The sequence below is a fragment of the Janthinobacterium sp. SUN118 genome (assembly GCF_030397695.1).
Classification (GTDB): Bacteria; Pseudomonadota; Gammaproteobacteria; order Burkholderiales; family Burkholderiaceae_D; genus Janthinobacterium.
This window is the reverse complement of the sequence record NZ_JAPUBV010000003.1, coordinates 58413-73183: the sequence shown is the minus strand read 5'-3', so window position 1 is coordinate 73183 and position 14771 is coordinate 58413. Positions and strand designations below refer to the sequence as shown.

Genomic DNA, 14771 nt, shown 5'->3' with positions numbered 1-14771 from the left:
TTTTTCAAACTGGCGTTTTTTTTCAGATGGCCAATGATGGAAATATTTCCTAAAATTTAAGAATGAAAAAAATCCTCCGCCCCCATCTTGCCGCATGCTGCGCGCTGGCCTTCCTGATGCTCGTCATCTCCCCGCAAAGCCAGTCGCAGAGCGCTTCTGCGGTAAAACGGCAGGTGCGGGAACAGCACGTTTCCATGGCCATTGTGCAGCGCAAGATCGCGGCAAAACCGCCGACGATACGGGTCAGGCAGTACGGCACAATCATGCTGGATTGGACTACCGACGAAATAGTCGATATCCATCTGCACGGTTATGACCAGCTGCTGACGGTGAAACCAGGCGAGATGAAAGCCATGCGCGTCGACGCCACGGTGCCGGGCCGCTTCCCCGTTTCCGCGCACGGCTATGGCGCCCAAACGCAGGGCAAGCAGCACAAGCATCACCGCGAAGCGCCGCTGATGTACCTGGAAGTGCTGCCGCCATGACGCGGCGCCTGTTGCCCGCTGCCGGCCTGCTTGCCACGCCATGCCTCAGCCTCGCCCATGGCTTCGGCCAGCGCTACGACCTGCCGCTGCCGCTATGGCTGTACCTGACGGGCGCGGGCCTGACGGTGGCGCTGTCGTTTGCCTTCCTCGCGCTGTGGCGCGGCAATGCACCCGCCGCGCCTTGCCAGGGCGACCATGCGCGGCTGCTCCTGCGCCGCATACCCGGCGCGCGCGCCCTCGCCTTCTTCCTGCGCCTGCTGGTGCTGGCCCTGTACGTGCTGGTGATCGTGGCGGGACTGGTGGGCGTGCAGAATCCGGTAAAGAACATCGCGCCGGCGATGGTGTGGGCCGTCTGGTGGGTGGGCATGGCCTATGTCTCGGCGCTGGTCGGCGACCTGTGGGCGCTCGTCAATCCGCTCGACAGCGTGGCGCGCGCGGCGCAGCGGCTTTGCCCGCGCCGGCGCGCGCCATTCGGCTGGCCCGCATGGCTCGACAGCTGGCCGGCCACGCTCCTGTTCTTCTGCTTCATCTGGATGGAGCTGAACTGGGAAGGCAGCGAACAGCCGGCCAGCCTGGCCTGGGCCATGCTGCTGTATTCGGCCTTCACGTGGGCGGGCATGGCGCTGTTCGGCCGCGCCACCTGGCTGCGCAATGCGGAAGTCTTCCACGTCGTCTTTGGCTTGCTGGCGCGCTTCGCGCCGAACACCCTGCGCGACGGCGCCTGGTACGTCCGGCCGTATGCGGCGGGCCTGCTCGTGGCGGAACCCGTGCACCGCGCGCGCCTGGTGCTGGTGATCCTGATGCTCGCCGCCGTCAGCTTCGACGGCATGATGGAAACGCAAACGTGGTACGACATCGTCGATGCCGTCCTCGCTCTGTCGCCGGGGGCGATCGGCTGGATCACCACGGCCGCGCTGCTGCTGATGCCGGCCCTGTTCCTCGCCGTCTTCCTGCTGTTTTGCCTGCTGATCGCCCGCTGCGGCGCCAGCGATGGCCGTCCGCCCGTGCCCCTGATGCAGGTGGCCGGCCGCTTCGTGCTGACACTGGTGCCCATCGCCATCGCCTACCACTTCGCCCATTATTTGTCCTTCCTGGCGATGGCGGGCCAGTACCTGATCCCGCTCGCATCGGATCCGCTGGGCCTGGGCTGGGACCTGTTCGGCACGCGGCTGTACTTCATCCGCCTGGGCATCGTCGACGCCAAGGCGGTGTGGTACGTGTCGCTGTTCGCCATCGTTGCCGGCCACGTGGCGGCCGTCTGGCTGGCGCACGTGTGCGCGCTGCGCCTGTTCGCCGGCCGCCGCGCCGCCCTGCGCAGCCAGTATCCGATGCTGGCCCTGATGGTGGCCTACACCCTGCTCAGTCTATGGATCATCGCCCAGCCCATCGTCGGCGGCTAGCCTGCGCCAGTATCAGCTCCAGCAGCATCAGCAGCGAACCGGAGACGAGCAGCAGCGGCATCAGCGCGCACATGCCGGCCGCCGCCAGCCAGGCCAGCGGCGACGGCGAGGTCCAGGCGCCCGGCAGCAGCTTCGGCAAGCCCAGGCTGCCGGGAGCGCGACGCTTGAAGAACATCACCCAGCCCGACACCAGCGAGAACAGCACGCTGGCGCCAAACAGCAGCAGCAAGGCCTGGTTCCACCAGCCGAATTCCCCGCGATGGAAGGGGATGCCGATGGCCGTCGCCTTGCCGAACGCCGTCTGCGCATCCCAGCCCGCGTAATACAGGGGCTTGCCGCTGTAGGCATCGAATTGCAGGTCGAAGCGCAGCGTGGGCCGGCTGCGGTCGGCCATCGTGGCGCGCCACACATCCTCCTGGCTGGCCGGCGCCGTCAATTGCAGGGCGATGGCGGGCGCGTGGCTGCGCGCCACCTGCCACGCATCCTGCCAGTCCAGCGGCGCGCCATCCTCGCGCGAATGCAGGCCGCGCGGCACGGGCGGCGGCGCCTGGCCGCTGATGTCGCGCAGCACGCGGATGCGTCCGCCCGCCTGCTGGCTCCACGTCAGCCCCGTGGCCAGGATCACGACGCTCACCAGCCCCAGCGCCACGCCGAGAAAGGCATGCCACTGGCGCCAGCCATTCCGCCCCGTGGCGCCCTTCCTGGGCAGGCCCGTTTGCGCGCCGCGCGGCCACCATAGCACCACGCCCGTCGCCAGCATCACCACCAGCCAGCTGGCCGCCAGCTCGATCATCCAGCGCCAGCCATCGCCTTGCAGCAGGCGCGAATGCAGTTTCTTCGCCCAGTTGCCGAAACGTTCGCTGCTGGCCAGCGTCCCCAGCACGGAGGCATCGTAGGGGTTCACATACACGATGACGGCTTGCGCGGGCAGGCCGAAGGCAGGCCGGGCCTTCGCCGGCATGCCATGGCCGGCATGTTCATCGGGCGCTCCGCCCGGTGGCGCGAACGCCACCTGCACCGTGTCATCGAGATGGAAAGGCGGCACGACGTGCTGCACGGCCCAGCCACGGGGAGCGGCCGTTTCCGCCGCGGCCACGGCGGCATCGAGGGGACGCATGGCGCCCTGCGGCGCCACATGCTCGAGGTGCGCGTACAGCCTGTCCTCGACCTGCGGCGTGAACACGTACAGGATGCCCGTCAAGGTGGCCAGCAAGGCGAATGGCGAGGCGATCAGGGCGGCCCAGAAATGGATGCGCCAGTACAGGCTCTTGCGGCGCGCCAGGAGGGAAGTCGTCTGGTTCATCGGCAACCTCACTCTACGTGGTAGTTATAGGTCAGGCCCAGCATCACGCTGCGCGGCGCGCCCGGCGTGTACTGGTTCTGGGTATTGGCCGCATAGCTGCCGACGCCCGAATAGCTGCTGCTGGCCGAATCGGCATAGCGCTTGTCCATCAGGTTGCGCACCTGCGCCCACGCCTCCCAGCCGCGCGACAGGCGATAGCTGGCGCGCAGGTTGAGCAAGGCGTGGCCTTTGTACTCCACCGTATTCGCGTTGTTCATCCAGTAGCGGCCCTGGTGCAGCACTTCCAGCGCCACCCTGGCACCAGCCACGGGCGCGTAGCCGGCTTCGAACGAGGTGATGTCGCGCGGCGCCTGCGGCATGTCGCGGCCGCTGTAGTCGAGCGTGCCGGACACCTGGTAACGCAGGTAGCGGTGGCGCGCGACGGCCGTGGCGAAGCGCGCGTCGAACGGGCCGCTGGCGTAGTTCAAGCCCAACTCGAGGCCTTCGCTGCGGGTGCGGCCCGCATTGCGGTTTTCGCTATTGCCCGGCGACAGCGTATAGCTGACGATGGTGTCGCGGCCATCGAGGCGGTACACGGCCGTATCGAGCTTCAGCCGGCCCTGCAAAAAGGCCCAGCGCAGGCCCAGCTCATAGTTGTTGTACACGGAAGGCTGCAGATCGGCGATGCCCGTCTTGCCATACAGCTGGCTGACCTCGGGCGGCGTGAAGCCCTGGCTCACATTCGCGTACACGCTGCCCGCATGCCCGATGGCGTAGGTGGCGCCCAGCTTCGGGCTGACATGCGAAAACCGCCGCGTTTCGTCGGGCGCGCCGTAATTGACGCTGCCGCCCGGCGCCAGATTGTTATGGTAGTCGTAGCGGATGGCATCCGAACGGCCGCCCAGCACCACGCGCGTGCCCGCCAGCGGCGTGAATTCCCACTGCGCGAAGAACGCCGTGTTGAGGATATCCGTCTGGTAGTCGCGCACGCCCTGCGGATTGCCCGCATTGGCCAGCGTATAGCGCAGGTAGCGGCCCGTGGCCGCGTCGCGCACGATGGCCAGGTTATCGCTGACAAAGGGATTGTCGCTCTTGTCCACGTACACGCCGGCGATCAGGCGCGAATTCAGCCACGCAAAATTCTGCTGGTGCTTGACGTCCAGGCCCAGCGAATCGACGTGGTTGTTGTTGATGACGCCCTTGCACAGGCTGCCGGCGCAGCTGCCGATGGAATAGGCCGGCAACTGCCCATGGTCGTTCTTGCGCGTGAAGGCGGTGACGGTGGTCGTGCCGCCGGCCGTCGTCGCCCCTTCCCACGCCACATTCATGCGCGTGGTCTTGTCCTTGCGGTAGGTAAACGTGTTCAGGCTCTTGCCCGGATCATGGCGGTAATCGTTTTCAAACAGGCTGCCCGTCATGGCCGCGTCGAGGTCCGTGTGCACGAGCGTGGCGCGCAGCTGGGAAGTGGGACTGAGCGCATAGTCGGCGCGCAGCGAGAACGAGTCCTTGTCGCCATAGCTGTATTCCTGCCAGTTGTCGCGCGAACGGCGCGAGCTGTAGTGGGAAAAGCGCAGTCCCAGCGGCCCCCAGGTGTCGCTGGCGGCCGTGTCGTAGCGCGTAAAGCCGGCCACGCCGTCGCGCCGCACGCTGGCGCTGGCCGTCGGCGTCGCGCTGGCGCCGGCCGTGAGGAAATTCACGGCGCCGCCCACGGCATTGCTGCCATACAGCGAAGAAGCGGCCCCTTTGACCACTTCGACGCCGCTGGCGCCCGCCATGTTCATCTCGTTGAGCGAATTGTGGTTGAAGACGCCCAGCGGGCGGATGGGAATGCCATCCTCCAGGTACTGGTAGACGGCATTCGTGCCGATGGGCTGGCGGATGCTCATGCTGTGCTGCTCGTTGCCCAGGTCATTCCAGTACACGCCGGCGATGCGGTTGAGGATATCGCCCATGGTCTTGGGCTTGTCGCGCTGCAGCGTCTTTTCATTGACGACGCCGATGGCCTGCGGCGTTTCGGACAGCCACGCCTGTGCGCGCGAGCCGGAGACGACGACGGTGTCGATGACGTGATCGGATTGCGCCTGCGCGCAGGGATAAGCCACGGTGATGGCCGCGGCCAGCACCAACATTTGTTTGTTCATGTAATTCTCGTTTAAGTATGCGGATGCGGCGCATCACGCCGGAAGGCGGACAACGCAAACATTGAAAATGCAAAAACCTAGACGAGAGCGGGCGGTGCGCGCGATTGCGCGGTGGACCAGATGAACAGCGGTGCGGGAGACTGGTAGTACAGCGCAGGCAGGATGGCCGTGCCGCCGGCGACAGGCAGCGGCAGCACGGGGCTGGGCGGCAAGCCGACGGAACCGGCATGCGTGGCACAGAAGGCGCAATGCTCCATCTGCATGGCCTTGCCGCCGGACTTGCCATCGGCGGCGCCATCGTCGGCGACCTGGACGAAACGGATGCCGGCCACCGAACAGATTTCAGCCCAGCCGGAGCCCGATTCCTGCTTGGCGTTGGCGACGGCCTGGGATATCGACGGCGCGAGCGCCGCCAGCAGGAGCGCGAAACAGGCGATCCAGGCGGCGCAGCGACGTGTGAGTGCGGTCATTCCCATGGCCACATTCTAGCAGCGGCCGGCCGGGCAGGAAAGGCGAAAATCGGCTCAGGTGGCGGGACAGGCGGCGTTGCCGGCCTCCAGGGCGCGCACCACGCCCGCCATGTCGGTGGCGATACGCGCCACGGCGCGGCGGTGGCCCGTCACCAGTTCATCGTAGCCGGCAGCCACTTTTTCATTCGCCACCGTGCGGCAAGTCACTACCTTGTTGCCAGCCAGCTGGCGCACGCTCCACACGGCGTCGATCAGCGCGTACTGCCCCATCACCGACTCGAAGCGCTGCACATTGGTGCTGATGCGGTACACGGGCAGGTTGTCCGGGTGTGGCGTGCGGAACACGTCGATGGCGCCCAGCTCGTTCGTCACGGCCGTCGACAGGGACTGGCCGATTTCGCCGGCCAGCGGCCCGGCCCAGCGCTGCTGCTCGAGCAATTCGATGCGGCCCGAGGGCGCCGTCACGACGAACTGGTTGCGGCTCACCTGCTGCGGCACGCTGACGGCCAGCACCTCGACATAGTATTTCACGGGCTTGGCCGGCTGCGCGTCGGCGCCGCCGCTCAGGGTATAGAAATGCTCGGGCTGCGGCGTGGAACAACCACCCAGCAGGATGGCTGTCATCAAAAGCGCAAGAATTGGCTGCTTCATTTTTTCTCATCTCCTTTTTTACCGCGGATCAGGGACTCGGGATGACGTTCCAGGTAATCCGACAGGGCATTCAGCGATTGCAGGGTCTGCGTCAGCTGCTGCAAGGCCTGGCGCACGTCGGACTGCAGCGGCGAATCCTTTTGCAGCACCTGCTCGGCCGTGCCGAAGGTCTGCTTCGCCGCCGTCAGGGTGTCGCGCATTTCCGGCACCACCTGGCCATCGAGCTGCCTGAACAGGGTGTTGGCCTGCTTGATGGTGGCGTTCAGGTTGTTGCCGATCTCGGCGTACGGCACCTGGTCCAGTTTGCGCGCGATGCTGGCGATCTGCGTCTGCAATTCATCCAGGGTATTCGGCACGGTCGGCACTTCCAGCGGATATTTGTTCAGGTCCAGCGCCACCTTCGGCGCTTTCGGGAAGAAGTCCAGCGCGATATACAGCTGGCTGGTCAGCAGGTTGCCCGTGCGCAGCTGGGCGCGCAGGCCGCGGCTGACCATGCGCTCCATCAGCTGGTGGCCGGCCGAGCCTTCCGCATCGTCGACGGCCGCCTTGAAGCGCATGCCCAGGCGCGCCGGATACAGGTTGACCGTCACCGGCATGCGGAAGTTCTTCTTCACGGGATCGAATTCGATGCCGACCGAACGCACTTCGCCCAGCACGATGCCGCGGAAGTCCACCGTGGCGCCGGGCTGCAAGCCGCGCAGGGACTGGTCGAAATAGAACACGGTGGTAATGGCCTCGCCATCGGGTTCGCGCATGGCGCTGGCCTCGTCGGCCGCCAGGCGGTAGCTGGTGCCGGCCGGCGCCGGCTCTTCCGGCTTGCGGCCGTTTTCCGCCTCGAAGGCGATGCCGCCCACCAGCATGGCGGCCAGGGATTGCGTGTTCAATTTGAAGCCGTTGGAATCGAGGCGCACGTCGACGCCGCTGGCATGCCACCAGCGCGCATTCTTGCCGACGAATTGATCGTACGGGGCATTGACGAAGACCGACATGGTGATGCCGTTGCCGTCCTTGTCCAGCGCGAAGCTGACCACCTTGCCCACGCGCAGGCGGTGGAAGAACAGGGGCGAGCCCACGTCGACGGAACCGAGGCTGTCCGCATGCAGGGTGTACAGCTTGCCCTTCTGGTCGCCGGCCACGGCAGGCGGATTTTCCATGCCGACGAATCTGTCTTTCTTCGCTTCCGACTTGCCCGTGTCGACGCCGATATACGCGCCCGACAGCAAGGTGCCCAGGCCCGTCACGCCGCTGGCGCCGATCTGCGGGCGCACCACCCAGAAGCGCGAATCGGCCGTGGCGAAGCGGCGCGCTTCCTTGCTCATGTCGATCGTCACCTGCACCTTGGTCAGGTCGTCATCGAGGGTAATGGCGCGCACCTGGCCGATGTCGACATCCTTGTACTTGACCTTGGTCTTGCCCGGCTCCAGGCCTTCGGCGCTGGTGAAGCTGACCGTCACCGTGGGGCCCTGGTCGAGGATGGACTTGGCGGCCAGGCCCGCGCCGATCAGCGCGGCCAGCAACGGAATGAGCCACACCAGCGACGGCAGCCAGCGGCTGGCCGGATCCACATCGGGTTCGGGCAGTGGCCGCGCACCGGTTTCGGCAAGGTCGCCCGCTTCTTTGTCAGACATGCTGTTCTCCAATCACTGTATTGTTTCCGGTATTTTTGCTATTTGGCGCAAGCCTGGCACGCTCTTCATCCTCGGCCGCCCTGTCATCGACGGGGTCCCAGATCAGGCGCGGGTCGAACTGCATCGCCGCCAGCATGGTCAGCACCACCACCGCGCCAAAGGCCAGCGCGCCAGGGCCGGCCGTGATCACGGCCAGCGACTTGAAGCGCACCAGCGCCACCGTCAGGGTGACGACAAAGATATCGAGCATGGACCAGCGGCCGATGAATTCAACCATGCGGTACAGGATGGTGCGCTGGCGCGGCCGCCAGCGCGAGCGCCGCTGCGCCGTCCAGGCCAGCAGCGCCAGCACGCCCAGTTTCAACATCGGCACGACCACGCTGGCAATGAAAATGATGATGGCCAGGCCTTTCGAGCCGCTGGTCCAGAAGAGAACGACGCCGCTCATGATGGTATCGTCCTGTGCGCCAAACAGCGATTGCGTGACCATCACGGGCAGCAGATTGGCGGGAATGTACAGGATCATGGCGGCGATCAGCAGGGCCCAGGTGCGGCTGATGCTGTTTGGCTTGCGCACGTGCAGGGCCGAGCCGCAGCGCGCGCACTCCAGGTGTTTGCCCTTGACCAAAGGCGGCGCCACCAGGCCGCACGCATGGCAGGGCACGACCTTCTCGCCGGGCGCAAAGGCCTTGTAGCGGATGCCGGGCAGTGCTTGCCGCGTCAGGTCGTCGCCCAGGTTCCACAGCGCCTTCGGGTCGAACGAAACGACGATGGCCAGCATCAGCGTCAGCGCGCCAAACGCGAACAGGCCAGGTTGCGGCACCACGGTGGCCAGGCTCGTCATCTTGACGACGGTGATCAGGATGCCGATCATCAGCACTTCCGTCATGCCCCACTCGCGCGCCGTCTGCACGGCGCGCAGCACGCGGTTGAAGCCGGGAACCCTCACGCCCAGGCGCAGGCCCAGCGCCACATACAGCAGGGAGCCGAGTTCGATGGCGGGAAAGAGGATGGTAAACAGGAAGACCATCGTCGCCACGATGTGCATCTGTTCGGACCACAGCACGCGGATGGAACCGAGCAAGGTGGCGCTGGAAGTCAGGCCGTTGACGTCGAGTTCGACGATGGAAAAGAACTGGGCGATCAGGAAGACCAGGGCGGCGCCCAGGGTCAGCGCCACCACCTTGGTCAATTCGGCCGGCGCGCCCCGCGCATGGGCGCCCCGGTACAGCACCGAGCGGCAACGGATGCAGCGCGCCTTTTCGCGTGGACGCAGCGGACGTTTGCGGTACAGCACGCCGCAGTCATGACAGCTAATCAGGTCGTATCGGTGCACAGTGTGAAGTTTGCCGGCGCGCGAGCGCGACTATCTCATGTCAATGCCAGCTATCATATTACATAGTTGGCATTTTCCTGCACTGCAGCACTATTTATTGGTGCCCCCTCAACAATGCCTCGACCGCGCGGCCAATCTGCAGCACCCGTTCATCCGCGCCAGCCAGGCCGCAGATGCCCAGCCCCACGGGCAGCGTGCCTTCCTCGTGACACGGCAGCGACAGCGCGCAGCCATCGAGGAAGTTGATCGCGCTGGCGTTGCGCAGCACCAGGCCATTCGTGGCGAAGAAGGTGGCGTCATCGGCTTCGAGCGGCGCCACTTCCGGCGCCACGATGGCCACGCTGGGCATCAGCCAGGCGTCATAGGGCGCCAGGCGCCGTCTGGCGATGGCGATCAGGCGCGCGCGCGCATCGAGCAAGTCGATGTAGTCTGCCACTCCCTGCTGCTGGCCGCGGCGGATGCGCGCCGCCACGCGCTGGTCATACTGCGCGCCTTGCGCCTCAAGCAGCGCGCGGTGCCAGTGCCAGGCTTCGGCCGCCACCAGTCCTCCGCCGCCATTGATCGTCGGCAGCTCCAGCAGTTCGGGGAAATCGAACTGTTCTACCTGCGCGCCTGCCGCGCGCAATGCATCCAGCGCGCGCTCAAACGCCTGCTGCACCTGCGGTTCGACATTGGCACCCACGTAGTCCAGGGTAAAGCCGAAGCGCAGTCCCTTCAGTGCGGGCGCGCCATCGGCGATCTCCTGGCCCGACAGCGCCGCGTACAAAATCGCGCAGCAATCGACGCTGCGCGCGATGGGACCGGCCGAATCGAGCGAACGCGACAGGGGCACCGTGCCGGCCAGCGGCACGGTCGCCGCCGTCGGCTTGAAACCCGTCAAGCCGCAAAAGGCGGACGGGATGCGGATCGAGCCGCCCGTGTCCGTGCCCAGGGCCCCTGCCGCCATTTCCAGCGCCACCGTGACGGCGCCGCCCGAGGTGGAGCCGCCGGCCACGCGCGCGCGGTCGTGCGGATGGCGCGGCGTGCCGTAATGGGGATTCAGGCCCAGGCCGGAAAAGGCGAATTCGCTCATGTTGGTACGTCCCAGCAGGATGGCACCTGCCGCGCGCAGGCGCGCCACGGCTGGCGCATCGGCGTCGGCCGGTGGCGCATCGGCCAGCGCCTGCGAGGCGGCGCTGCTGGTCTGCCCCCGCACGTCGAACAGGTCCTTGATCGAGATGGGCACGCCGGCCAGCGGCGAACGCACCAGGCCAGCGGCGCGCGCCGCATCGCTGGCACGCGCCTCGGCCAGCGCCTGCTCGCCATCGAGGCTGACATACGCATGGCCGCCCTGCGCGCGGTGCGCCTCGGCGCGCGCCAGCATGCGCTGCGTCAGTTCCACGCTGGTGATGCGACCGGCAGCCAGGTCGGCCGCCAGTTCACGGATGGTCTTGCTCATTGTCTTATCCTTCCACGGGCAGGGTTTGCACGGCATAGCGGTGCTGCAGGCGGCGCTGCAAGGCTGGATCATACAGCTCCAGCTCGAAGGCGTCGCCGTGGCCCATCTCGCCGATGATCGGCTGCGTGCCGCAGAACATGGCGCTGCCCAGCGGCAGGCTGCCTTGCCCCGTGTAACGCAGGATCAGGTCTTCCGGCGACAGCATGCGCGTCACTGGGCCATCCTGGTACAGCGCCGGCACGCCATCGCGCTCGCGCCAGGAGCGCATCTGCAGCTGGTCCCAATGCCCTGCCACGTCCGCATAGCGCCACAGGGTGTCGCCCACGGGCTTGCCGCACATCTGCTTCGACACCGTCACGCCGTAGCTTTCCACCTTGCGCTCCGTGTGGTCGGAACCTATCCCCACCAGCAAGCCATAAGCGGTGGAAAACAGCACGAATTCCGCTTCGCCCGAGGAATCGCTGCCCGGCACTTCGATGCCGGCATCGCTGGACAGCAGCGCCGCCGCGACCCGGTAAAACGTCGGCACGCTTTTCGGCCGCGCCACGCCGATGGCTTCCAGTTCGGCGATATGGTGCTCGACCATGGCCGTGTCGCGCCCCGTCCAGCCGGCGATGATCAGTTGATCGATGTCGAAGGTGACGGGGCCGTGGCCGGCCAGTTGAAAACTCAATGTTGTCATGATTTTATTCCTCAAGAGGGCCGCGGCCCGTTTCGCGCGCCGCGAAAACTGCCGCGCCGGTGATCAGCAAGGCCGCCGCCACGTACAGCGAGACGGCCATGGTGCTGTTGTACGAGCGGTACAGGCTGGCGATGACGAGGGGCGCGAAGCCGCCGCCGATGACGCCGGCCAGGGTATAGGCCAGCGAGGAACCCGCATAGCGCACCTTGGTGGGAAACTGCTCGATGACGAAGGCCGCTTGCGGGCCGTACATGATGGCGTGGATGACCAGGCCCACGACGACGGCCGTGACGATGGCCCCCGGGCTGGCCGTATCGAGCAGGGTGAAGAAGGCAAACGCCCACACGAGACCGAGCACGGCGCCCAGCGCATACACGGGACGGCGACCGATCCTGTCCGACAGCGCGCCAAAGACAGGCACCGCCAGCGCATTGCAGGCCGTGCCGATCATGATGGCGGTGAGGGCCAGGGTCGACGACAGGTGCAGCACCGTCGTCACGTACGTCAGGGTGAACACCACCACCAGCGCGTACAGCACGTCCGAACCGATGCGCACGCCGCCGGCGATCAGCAAACGGCGCCAGTAGATGCGCAGCACGTCGCCGATCGGCGCTTCCGCCTTCGCGTCCTGCTGGTCGAGCTCCTTGAACAGCGGGGTTTCATCGATGCCGCTGCGTATCCACATGCCGAAGGCCACCAGCAGCAGGCTGGCGATGAACGGCATGCGCCAGCCCCAGTCCATGAACGCTTCATGCGGCAGCAGATAGGTGATCAGGCCGATGCAGCCGGTTGCCAGCAAGGTGCCAAACGACGGTCCCACCTGCGTCCACGAGGCATTGCGGCCCCGCTTGTCCGCTGCCCCGTGTTCGACGGAGATCAGCACGGCGCCGGCCCATTCGCCGCCCAGCGCGATGCCCTGCACGAAGCGCAGCGCCACCAGCAGGATCGGGCTCCAGATGCCGGCCGTCGCATAGGTGGGCAAGAGTCCCATCAGCCCTGTCGTCACGCCCATCAGCATCAGGGTCACCACCAGCACCCAGCGCCGTCCCAGCTTGTCGCCCAGATGGCCGAAGATTACGCCGCCGATGGGACGCGAGATATAGCCGACCGCATACGTGGAAAAGGCCAGGATGGTGCCCGTCAGCGGATCGAACGAGGGAAAGAACAGGTGGTTGAAGATCAGCGCGGCCATGGTGTTGTAGACGGTGAAGTCATACCATTCCAGGGTCGTGCCGACCATGCTGGCCGTGGCCAGGCGGCCCGTCTTGGGTTTCTCGCCCGCTGCAGCGGCATGCGCGCCGGCATGCTTGCTGCCCTGCGCCGCGGTGTGCGTGGTGGTGTGTGTGGTCATTGCCTACCTCTCTCGTCAGTTTTATTGCAGGCCCGGCGCAGGATGCTTTGCCCTGCGCCGTGGCCCGTGTCTCGTGTTATCAGTGCCGGCAAGATGCGCGGGCCCGTGTCAGGCAGCGTGCAGGTCGGCTTCGCGCAATTGCCAGGACAGCTGCAGGATGGCCGCATCCGCCGGATTCAGTCCCAGCCCTGCGCTGGCCGCATCAACGGCCGCCAGGGCTGCCGCCTCCGACGACGCGTCGATCAGGAAGATCGGGTCGAGCACGCGGCCTTCCTTCCGCTCTGCCGGCAGGGGGCCGGACAGGCTGGCATCGGGCGTCAGCAGCCGCGTGGCGATCACGCCGTCGATCTGCAGCAATGTCGCGCCCAGCGCGGCCATGCCGGCCACCGCCTGCGCGTCCTGGCCGATGGCTGGCGCACCAAGGCGCAGCACGGCCAGCCAGGCGCCCGTACCCATGCCCGTTTCCGCCTCGATGGCGCAGACCCGGCGCATCGGGTCGACCATGCGCTGCAGATTCGTCACCGACCATGGCGTCTGCTGGTCGAAGGCCTTGAAATAATCGGCAGTCTGAAACGCGTCCAGCGAGACGGTGCGGTACAGGCCCAGGTACTTGCGGGGACCGCGCACGCTCTGGTAGCGCGTGCCGCTGACAAAACCGGGAATGCGCACGCGCTCTTCCACGTGTTCGCGGTCGTACCAGCGGTTGAAATCGAGTTCGTGTTCCGGGTCGGCGCTGGTCCAGACAAACAGGATGCCGGGCAAGGTGGTGGTGGACGTCGTCATGATGGTTCCGTTTGCGTAGTAAGTGGATGCAAACCCAGAATAGGTGGCCTGCAACGGCTTGGCAAACGGGTTATTCTGAACGCGACTGATAAGTTTTTCTTGTGGGTCGCGGCGATTACAGCAACTTAATTGTCACGTTAATTGTCACGTCCGCGCGCCGGCGCCATATTCCTCGCCCAGGCCCAGCGTGAACCTGGCCGCCTCCTCGCACGCCAGCATGGCCACCAATTGAATCGCTTCCGTGGTGATGTCCTCGCTGTAGCTGATGACGATACGCTGCGGCGCCAGGGCGCTGGCGCAGGGGATCAGGGCGATGTTGCCCTGCTCGATTTCCTCGCGCAGGGGCGCCAGCGGCAGCACGGCGATGCCGAAGCCCGCCTTCACCAGGCGCACGATGGCGGAAATCGAGCTGACGCAGTGGACCCGCCCCAGCTGCACGCCCTCGTCCTGGCACAGCGCTTTTAACGCGGAATGCGGCTGCGAACCGCGGTTCATGGTGATGATCGGGTGCTGCGCCAGTTGCGCCACCGTGAACGGCGTACCCGTGTCCGGCCAGTCGGCCTTTCGGCCCGCCCAGCCCATGGCGATGGCGCCGCTGCCCGTGCTGCGGATATGGTCTCCCGTCAGCATGTCAGTCTGCAGCGCGATATCGAGTTCGCCCTGCTGCAGCTGTTCGTGCAGGCGGCGCGTCGATTCGGACGTCAGCTGGATCTCGATGCCGGGATAGCGCTCCTGCACGCGCTGCAGGAACGGGATCAGCCAGGTATGCACGATGGTTTCAATGACGCCGATGCGCACTTCGCCCGTGATCAGCGCGGGCGAGGAATTGGCCGCATACATGTCGCGGCACAGTTCCAGCATGCGCTCGGCATAGACGAGCAGGTTGCGCCCGGCGAAGGTCAGGCGGATTTCACGCGCGTCGCGGTCGAACAGCCGCGTGCCGAAATCCTGCTCCAGCGAGGCAATGCGGTTGGAGATGGCCGCCTGCGTGATGTGCAGCTTGTCGGCGGCCGTGCGGAAGCTGCCCAGCCGCGCGGCCCAGACGAACGCTTCGAGAAAACGGGTATTCAATTTGGCTCTTCAATCAATGGGGCTCTTCTTCACAGTGTGAGTATCCTCCCCAT

General features: G+C 66.1%; 13 protein-coding genes. 2 read left to right on the top strand and 11 right to left on the bottom strand.

Features of this window, described 5'->3' with window-relative positions:
- The first annotated feature begins 263 nt into the window (after positions 1 to 263).
- Together O0880_RS19465 and O0880_RS19460 are read left to right on the top strand one after the other, a co-directional pair.
- Positions 264 to 485: a hypothetical protein gene (locus tag O0880_RS19465; RefSeq protein ID WP_289888230.1), complete on the top strand. Its 222-nt coding sequence runs from the start codon at positions 264 to 266 to the stop codon at positions 483 to 485.
- Positions 482 to 1885, top strand: a complete 1404-nt coding sequence (locus O0880_RS19460) for a hypothetical protein (protein ID WP_289888229.1) — start codon at positions 482 to 484, stop codon at positions 1883 to 1885. The genes O0880_RS19465 and O0880_RS19460 overlap by 4 nt, the downstream gene beginning before the upstream one ends.
- Here the strand turns inward: O0880_RS19460 and O0880_RS19455 are convergent.
- The 11 genes from O0880_RS19455 to O0880_RS19405 form a co-directional block, all read right to left on the bottom strand.
- Complete coding sequence (locus O0880_RS19455) at positions 1857 to 3188, bottom strand: PepSY-associated TM helix domain-containing protein (RefSeq protein ID WP_289888228.1); 1332 nt, start codon at positions 3186 to 3188, stop codon at positions 1857 to 1859. The genes O0880_RS19460 and O0880_RS19455 overlap by 29 nt on opposite strands.
- 8 nt (positions 3189 to 3196) lie before the next feature.
- On the bottom strand, positions 3197 to 5308 hold the full coding sequence (locus tag O0880_RS19450; RefSeq protein WP_289888227.1) for a TonB-dependent receptor: 2112 nt from the start codon (positions 5306 to 5308) through the stop codon (positions 3197 to 3199).
- 77 nt (positions 5309 to 5385) lie between these two features.
- The gene (locus O0880_RS19445; RefSeq protein WP_071325191.1) at positions 5386 to 5778 is read right to left on the bottom strand and encodes a DUF2946 domain-containing protein; all 393 of its coding nucleotides are present in this window, start codon (positions 5776 to 5778) and stop codon (positions 5386 to 5388) included.
- 54 nt (positions 5779 to 5832) lie between these two features.
- Entirely contained in the window at positions 5833 to 6402 is a 570-nt protein-coding gene (locus O0880_RS19440) for a PqiC family protein (RefSeq protein WP_289888224.1), read from the bottom strand.
- 23 nt (positions 6403 to 6425) lie between these two features.
- Positions 6426 to 8057: an MlaD family protein gene (locus tag O0880_RS19435; protein ID WP_289888223.1), complete on the bottom strand. Its 1632-nt coding sequence runs from the start codon at positions 8055 to 8057 to the stop codon at positions 6426 to 6428.
- A complete protein-coding gene (locus tag O0880_RS19430; protein WP_083412002.1) occupies positions 8050 to 9393 on the bottom strand; it encodes a paraquat-inducible protein A in 1344 nt (447 codons plus the stop codon). Before O0880_RS19430 ends, O0880_RS19435 begins: the two co-directional genes overlap by 8 nt.
- A 94-nt stretch (positions 9394 to 9487) precedes the next feature.
- Positions 9488 to 10831, bottom strand: coding sequence for an amidase (locus tag O0880_RS19425; protein ID WP_289888221.1), 1344 nt, complete (start codon positions 10829 to 10831; stop codon positions 9488 to 9490).
- Positions 10832 to 10835: 4 nt separating this feature from the next.
- Positions 10836 to 11513 (bottom strand): DUF2848 domain-containing protein, encoded by a 678-nt coding sequence (locus O0880_RS19420; RefSeq protein WP_289888220.1) that lies wholly within the window; start codon positions 11511 to 11513, stop codon positions 10836 to 10838.
- A 4-nt stretch (positions 11514 to 11517) separates the two neighbouring features.
- Positions 11518 to 12864, bottom strand: coding sequence for an MFS transporter (locus tag O0880_RS19415; protein WP_289888216.1), 1347 nt, complete (start codon positions 12862 to 12864; stop codon positions 11518 to 11520).
- Positions 12865 to 12972: 108 nt separating this feature from the next.
- Positions 12973 to 13647 carry a DUF4286 family protein gene (locus O0880_RS19410; protein ID WP_289888213.1) on the bottom strand — a complete coding sequence of 225 codons (675 nt, stop codon included), beginning with the start codon at positions 13645 to 13647 and terminating at the stop codon, positions 12973 to 12975.
- Positions 13648 to 13791: 144 nt separating this feature from the next.
- Entirely contained in the window at positions 13792 to 14718 is a 927-nt protein-coding gene (locus O0880_RS19405; protein ID WP_071325197.1) for a LysR family transcriptional regulator, read from the bottom strand.
- Positions 14719 to 14771: the final 53 nt, after the last annotated feature.

Bases quoted from the DNA above. Each gene is read 5' to 3' on its own strand.
- O0880_RS19465 (WP_289888230.1), top strand. From the start codon at position 264: ATGCTGGATTGGACTACCGACGAAATAGTCGATATCCATCTGCACGGT.
- O0880_RS19460 (WP_289888229.1), top strand. From the start codon at position 482: ATGACGCGGCGCCTGTTGCCCGCTGCCGGCCTGCTTGCCACGCCATGC.
- O0880_RS19455 (WP_289888228.1), bottom strand. From the start codon at position 3,188: ATGAACCAGACGACTTCCCTCCTGGCGCGCCGCAAGAGCCTGTACTGG.
- O0880_RS19450 (WP_289888227.1), bottom strand. From the start codon at position 5,308: ATGAACAAACAAATGTTGGTGCTGGCCGCGGCCATCACCGTGGCTTAT.
- O0880_RS19445 (WP_071325191.1), bottom strand. From the start codon at position 5,778: ATGACCGCACTCACACGTCGCTGCGCCGCCTGGATCGCCTGTTTCGCG.
- O0880_RS19440 (WP_289888224.1), bottom strand. From the start codon at position 6,402: ATGACAGCCATCCTGCTGGGTGGTTGTTCCACGCCGCAGCCCGAGCAT.
- O0880_RS19435 (WP_289888223.1), bottom strand. From the start codon at position 8,057: ATGTCTGACAAAGAAGCGGGCGACCTTGCCGAAACCGGTGCGCGGCCA.
- O0880_RS19425 (WP_289888221.1), bottom strand. From the start codon at position 10,831: ATGAGCAAGACCATCCGTGAACTGGCGGCCGACCTGGCTGCCGGTCGC.
- O0880_RS19420 (WP_289888220.1), bottom strand. From the start codon at position 11,513: ATGACAACATTGAGTTTTCAACTGGCCGGCCACGGCCCCGTCACCTTC.
- O0880_RS19415 (WP_289888216.1), bottom strand. From the start codon at position 12,864: ATGACCACACACACCACCACGCACACCGCGGCGCAGGGCAGCAAGCAT.
- O0880_RS19410 (WP_289888213.1), bottom strand. From the start codon at position 13,647: ATGACGACGTCCACCACCACCTTGCCCGGCATCCTGTTTGTCTGGACC.